Source organism: Amphritea sp., assembly GCF_050300915.1.
Classification (GTDB): Bacteria; Pseudomonadota; Gammaproteobacteria; order Pseudomonadales; family Balneatricaceae; genus Amphritea.
Genome location: NZ_JBNKYN010000022.1, coordinates 53,042 through 59,278 on the forward strand (window position 1 = coordinate 53,042; position 6,237 = coordinate 59,278).

At 52.0% G+C, this 6,237-nt stretch carries 8 protein-coding genes; 4 read left to right on the forward strand and 4 right to left on the reverse strand.

Translation table 11 applies throughout. The features are described 5' to 3' along the window. Positions 1–22: 22 nt before the first annotated feature. Complete coding sequence (locus ACQY8X_RS08130) at positions 23–817, reverse strand: TOBE domain-containing protein (protein ID WP_428034649.1); 795 nt, start codon at positions 815–817, stop codon at positions 23–25. A gap of 583 nt (positions 818–1,400) precedes the next feature. Between ACQY8X_RS08130 and ACQY8X_RS08135 the strand changes: the two genes are divergently transcribed. The 4 genes from ACQY8X_RS08135 to ACQY8X_RS08150 all read left to right on the forward strand — a co-directional run bounded on the left by ACQY8X_RS08135 (position 1,401) and on the right by ACQY8X_RS08150 (position 3,870). After that, positions 1,401–1,970 (forward strand): acetate uptake transporter, encoded by a 570-nt coding sequence (locus ACQY8X_RS08135; protein ID WP_428034650.1) that lies wholly within the window; start codon positions 1,401–1,403, stop codon positions 1,968–1,970. Between the two features lie 12 nt (positions 1,971–1,982). Then, positions 1,983–2,543, forward strand: coding sequence for a cache domain-containing protein (locus ACQY8X_RS08140; RefSeq protein ID WP_428034651.1), 561 nt, complete (start codon positions 1,983–1,985; stop codon positions 2,541–2,543). A gap of 254 nt (positions 2,544–2,797) precedes the next feature. Beyond that, complete coding sequence (locus ACQY8X_RS08145) at positions 2,798–3,196, forward strand: HPF/RaiA family ribosome-associated protein (protein WP_428034652.1); 399 nt, start codon at positions 2,798–2,800, stop codon at positions 3,194–3,196. Next, a complete protein-coding gene (locus ACQY8X_RS08150; protein WP_428034653.1) occupies positions 3,196–3,870 on the forward strand; it encodes a Bax inhibitor-1/YccA family protein in 675 nt (224 codons plus the stop codon). The genes ACQY8X_RS08145 and ACQY8X_RS08150 overlap by 1 nt, the downstream gene beginning before the upstream one ends. Positions 3,871–3,996: 126 nt before the next feature. On the opposite strand, the gene ACQY8X_RS08155 is transcribed toward ACQY8X_RS08150, so the two are convergent. The 3 genes from ACQY8X_RS08155 to ACQY8X_RS08165 form a co-directional block, all read right to left on the reverse strand. Beyond that, a complete protein-coding gene (locus ACQY8X_RS08155) occupies positions 3,997–4,194 on the reverse strand; it encodes a hypothetical protein (RefSeq protein ID WP_428034654.1) in 198 nt (65 codons plus the stop codon). 365 nt (positions 4,195–4,559) lie between these two features. Further along, complete coding sequence (locus ACQY8X_RS08160) at positions 4,560–5,819, reverse strand: TRAP transporter large permease (protein ID WP_428034655.1); 1,260 nt, start codon at positions 5,817–5,819, stop codon at positions 4,560–4,562. Then, the coding region (locus ACQY8X_RS08165; protein ID WP_428034656.1) for a TRAP transporter small permease at positions 5,816–6,237 on the reverse strand (422 nt) is incomplete at its 5' end. The genes ACQY8X_RS08160 and ACQY8X_RS08165, both read right to left, overlap by 4 nt.

The window sequence follows — 6,237 nt, forward strand, 5'->3', positions numbered from 1 at the left end:
TTAAATCCTTTTACTCAGTCGGTTAGCAGGCTACAGCCAGGATAACGTTGGACGATTTAATCAGCGCGGTCACCTCGCTACCGACTTTCAACCCCATATCGGTCACGCTCTCATTGGTAATAATCGAGGTGAGGGTTTTACCCCCCGGCAGCTCAACAATCACCTCAGCATTAACCGCCCCCTCATGGCAGCGAACCACCTTGCCGGTAAGTTTATTGCGGGAGCTGGTTTTAAGGTTGTTATTACTGGTCAGAATCACCCATGATGATTTGATCATGGCGTAAGCTTCATCGCCCACTTTCAGCTCCAGATGCTCAACGCTGTCGCAGGTGATGTTTGAAACAATCTCATCCCCACCACCGATATCGAGCACCACCTCAGCGTTTACCTCGCCGGTTTTAATACTTTTGACCTTGCCTAAAAACTGATTCCGTGCGCTGGTTTTCATATCGTATCTCCTGATGATTTTGTAATAGGACTCAAAATCTTCCATCACACGGTTGAGTTGACTCAAAACCCGCTCCCGCTCTTTATCAAGACGCCGGTATGCAGACACCAGCCGACGACCATTAACGGTCAGGACTGCACCGCCTCCATTGCGTCCACCCACCCGCCGCTCAACCAGAGGGGCTTCCGCAAGGTTGTTAATCGCCTCGACAGCATCCCATGCGGTTTTGTAACTCATCCCCATAAGATTTGCTGCTGCAGTAATCGAGCCACAGGCATCAATCTGCTCCAATAACTCCAGATGATCGTATTTACGACCGCGACCCATCAGTGGGCCTTTATCCTGTTTCTGCTCGACTGGTTTCTTCATTTTGCTCTCCTCAACCACACTCTCTTGAGAGATAGTGTGATACAGAATGACTCCTAATATAAGCGCTATAGGGTTTAACTATATAGCGATAGGCATAACAGTGTAAATCTGAGCATCTCTGCATACCTATAGCCCGTCAACCACGCTTAATCAGTTATACCCGATGATAATCATGACGATGACCGGAACGATTGCCACCAGGACAATCAGATCATCTACAACCAGATCACTTACAATCCGGCCACACAATCGTTATTAGGTACAACTACATAGCGCAAAGCATAAGATATGCCATGCACTAAGCCTTTGTAAATAAAGGATTGTACGTTTTTAATTTTGTAGTGTTTGCGACAAAACAGCAGACACAGAAACACATAAACAGAATCGACTGTCTTTTTTACGACACACCCTCAGCAGCAGGCCGGGCAAAAAACAACCCCGGCAGCCTGAACCTCCGCCTGGAAACATGACAGGTATCAATAGAATGCCGGATGCTAGCCATAGGTATCATTGTTCCACCGCGGATAGTCCATATGATGATCAGCAAATAACCATACAAAAATAGTGGACTAAGGGAGAAAACATGATGCAACAACAGAAGCAGGGAAACCCCGCCGTCGTCGGACTGGGGGGCTTCGGATTAACGACGATGGTGCTGCAGTTTCACAACGTTGGCTGGATGGGCATTGGGCCAGTCATCTGGCTGGGGCTGATCTTTGGCGGCCTGGCGCAGATGATCGCAGGCTTTCAGGAAAAATCAACCGGTAATAACTTTGGCTACTGCGCCTTTACCGCCTATGGCGCGTTCTGGATCTCACTGGCACTGCTGCTGATCGGTAACCAGTTCAATATCTATGTCTCCAGTAAAACCGATATTGGCTGGTTCCTGGTGGCATGGACGCTGTTCACCGCCATTCTGTGGGTCGGCGCATTACGCATTCACGGCGCGATGGCCACCACTTTCACACTGCTGCTGATCGGCTTTATTCTGCTGGATCTGGCACATTTCGGTTATCCACAACTCACCGTTGTTGCGGGGTATGAACTGATGCTCACAGCGCTGGCCGCCTGGTACATGATGGCACATGTGATTTTCGCTGACGTCTATGGTCGCAGCATTCTGCCGGTCGGCAACCCCTGGATCAAAGCCTGAAAGGAGATCATCATGCATTCTATTGCCAAACCTATCCGACTGACGCTGCTAACGCTCGCGGTCACAGTCACAACCATTCTCAGCAATACCGCTGTCGCTGACGAAGCCGCCACCCCAGACGAAGTGGTCACCAAAGTGTGGGGGGCAGCTAAGGTGCTGCAAACCAAAGGGGCTTCCGCCATTCCTTCTCTAAATAACGCCGATGGCCCCTGGGTGTGGAAAGACAGTTATGTGTTTGCCTTTGACTGTCGGCTTGACCGGATGGTGGCACACCCGATGCGCCCGGATCTGGTGGGTCGCCCGATCATGCAGGTCACCGACAACAACGGCAAATACATCTTCAAAGAGTTGTGTGCAGCAGCCACGGCAAAAAATGGTGGCTGGGTTGAATATCAATGGACCAAACCGGGAGCGGGGCAGACATCGCGTAAATTAAGTTACGCAATGACCGCCGATCTGGCCTTCTCCACCGGCATTCAGGTGGCTGCCGGCGTCTATGATGAAACGCTGTCCGTAGAGCAACTCACTAAACTGACCGAGCAGCTGGCCGACCCGGGCAGTTTTGATCATTAAGCCTGTACAGACCCACAAAAAGCCCGCAACTGCGGGCTTCATTCCCCGGTCTAAGAGCGATAAAACAATCGCCCCGAGGACAGATCGCCCACCACAGCAGAAAACAGTGTAACCGCCTGAAGTTAAACCATTTCAACCATAAGATCGGTTTTTTCGATCTGTTTTTATATTTAATTCGAATATTACTTGCTGTTCTCTCCCCCTAAGATAAAGCCTCAACGCACAATATCCCTACCAGGATGCAGGAGAGCAAGATGAAAATTAATCTGAAGGTTCGCCATGTTTCTATAAAAAAAGGGCTGGAAGAGTATATCCGCCGGCGGATGACGTTTGCACTGGCATCACGCTATGACCAGACAGATCAAATTGATGTCACTCTTTCTGACATTAATGGCCCACGAGGGGGCGAAGACAAGCGCTGCCAGGTACGCATCCTGATCGCCGGGCAACGCGATATCCTCATAGACGATGTGCGACAAAACTGGCAAGAAGCGATTGATAGCGCCGCCTCACGGGCCAGCAGAACGCTCACCCGACGCCTGGCACGCATACGCAGCAAGAGCATCCGTCCCAGAAACAGGTTGCCTGATGAATCGCCGCTGGGGACAGAAACAGAATATGACCACTATTTGTCAGTAGCAGGAGAACACTAATGGACAACCCTATCAGCTCAAACCCGGCATATGCTGCGGGCTCCGACTCAACCCGTGTGCAGAACCGGGTGCTTAAAAACACCTATATGCTGTTGTCGATGACACTACTGTTCAGTGGCGCGACCGCGGGCCTGTCCATGGCGCTGAATCTGCCGCATCCGGGCATCATTATTACCCTGGTTGGCTACTTCGGCTTGCTGTTCGCCACGTCCAAGTTTCGTAACAGCGGGTTGGGCATCGTCTGTGTCTTTGCGCTGACCGGATTTATGGGCCTGACCCTCGGGCCGATACTGAGTGCCTATATGAGCCTGCCAAACGGCGGACAGATCATCATGAACGCCATGGCAGCAACCGGGATTATCTTCCTCGGCCTGTCGGCCTACGTTGTCACCACCAATAAAGACTTCAGCTTTATGGGCGGTTTTTTAACCGTCGGTATTCTGGTGGCTTTCCTGGCCGGTATCGGCGCGTTTTTCTTTGAGATCGCCGCGCTGTCTCTGGTGGTTTCCGCGATGTTTGTGCTGTTAATGTCGGGCCTTATCCTCTACGAAACCAGCAACATCATCCACGGCGGTGAGACCAACTACATCATGGCGACAACCACACTGTTTGTGTCGATCTTTAATCTCTTCACCAGTCTGCTTCATCTGATGGGGTTTATGAACGATGAGTAAAGCCGTATAAAACCACTGAATTCACCACAGAGGACTCCGGAGGCGCAGAGATAAAGTGCTAGCCGGGGGAAGCAAAGGCCAACAAAAAGCCCGCGACTGCGGGCTTTTATCATTAAAATGGATCGATTAGCCAGCAATACACTCAGGGCAGGGCGCGGAAGGCGCGCACTGATACATCGCCGCTTCATTTAACGGCGCAGCGGCGTTGCTGCGCGATCCCAGGTAAAGCAGTTTTTCTTTATCAGGCAGGGAAGCACAGGTCTCGTTATGCACCACAAACTCACCCGCCGCATTTGCACCCGTTTCCACATAGAACTTAGCCATATCAATTTCTCCTGTAATTATCTGTCTGTGGCAGCTACAACAGGGCTTTCGCCACATCATTGACCACGACGGCCCAACTCAATCGCTGAGCCAATTTGCAGGTTACTCAACCTTTGTAAGGTAATTTTGTGCCTTACAAAACAAAACCGGGCCATTTGTCACCCACAAACGCGGTCAACAGAGGACAGAGCAAAAACTATTCCGGGTTATGCAGAGGGACATTAAAGGCTACTGACGGTCAGGATCAGAACGGCTTACAGGGCTGAGGTTGCAATGCCCTCTGTTGTTGCTGATACCTGGCCGGGATAGGGACAAGGCGCTATCCCGGCTTTGCTTATCAGTGCAGCAGATGCTGTTGGGCATCGTTACAGCAGCAGGGTTACCAGTTCGGACTTCCAGCTCAGTAGAACCAGTGTCACCAGGGTGGCGACCAGGAAAGGCATCAGGGCACGGAAAATCTTCAGCGGTGGACAGCCGGTCATGCTTGAGGCGATAAAGAGCCCTGCGCCCACCGGCGGCGTCAGCAGACCCAGTACCAGTGTCAGGCAGACAACGACACCGAACTGATAAGGATTAATACCGAACTGGGCCTGAGCGATGGGCAACAGGATCGGCACCACCAGAATCAACGCCGCAATACCATCGATTATCATGCCGACCAGCAGGAGAATACCTACCACCATCAGCAGGAACATGAACGGGTCTGATGTCTGGGCAGCAATCCAGACAGAGGCATTTTGCGGAATCTTCTCGAAGACGATGACCCAGCCAAAAACACCGGCAGCCGCAATCAGCATGATCACCATACCGGAATTGAAAGCGGTCCGTTTCAGTATCTCAAACAGATGAGAGTATTGCAGATCTTTGTAAACATACTTGCCGATCAGCAAAGCGCCCAGCGAGGCCAGGGCCGCCGACTCGGTCGGCGTCGCCAGCCCGGTGAGGATTCCACCAATAATGATCATCGGAATCAGTCCGGCCGGCAGCCCCATCAGCAGATATTCCTTCACTTGTTCGCGGCTCGGCCACTCGCCTCTGGGGTACTGGTACACCAGCCCCATCAGGCTGATCGTAAGGATAAACAGGAAAGCCATGATCAGGCCGGGAATAATGCCAGCGATAAACATCTCAGAAATCGGCACCTGAGCCAGCACGCCAAATAGCACAAACAGCATCGAGGGCGGAATAATGGGTGATAACAGACCACCAGCGGCGGTAATGGCTGCCGCATAGGATTTGTCGTAACCCTCACGCTCCATTGCCGGAACCATCGCCCGGGACATGATCGCTATCTGCGAGGCCGCCGAGCCCATAATAGCGGCCATCATCATATTGGCAACCAGATTGATATATGCCAGACCGCCCTTAAAGCCGCCGACCATAATGCGTGCCACGTTGATCAGTCTGGACGTCAGTCCCCCCTCGTTCATCAGCTCTCCCGCCAGCATAAACAGCGGAATCGCCAGCAGACCATAGCTTTCGATTGCACTGAACAGCTGCTGGGGGTAGGAATCAAACAACACGGTGTTACCCGAGGCATTGATATACCAGAGTGCGGTCAGCGCCAGCACCAGCGAGATAGGAACCGCCATAAAGAGCAGCAATAAAAATACGGCAAAAGTCATCCGGCTTCTCCCATCTGGTTAGCCACAGGTCGCAGATTGTCGAGCAGGTTACTGAGGGCGTGCAGCAACAGTGAACAGGAGAAAACCGGCAGGGCCAGCCAGATCCAGAATTTCTTCAGATCCAGGGTGTTGGTGTTCTCTGCATAGATAAAATTGAAGGTGTCGGCCTGAAAGGTCAGCGGGTCAAAACCGGCCTGATAGAGGGCAACCGGATCGAACCAGCGCCAACAGAGCCAGAACATCAGCAGGGCGAAGAGCAACACCATCAGATCGCTGAACAGATCCAGACAGTAGCGGAATGTTCCGCTAAACCGGTCGGTGAGCAGGGTAACGGCGACACCCTGCCGCTTTTTCAACAGCGCCGAGGTAATGAAGAAGGTCATCCAGACCATACAGTAGATCGCCAGCTCATCCACCC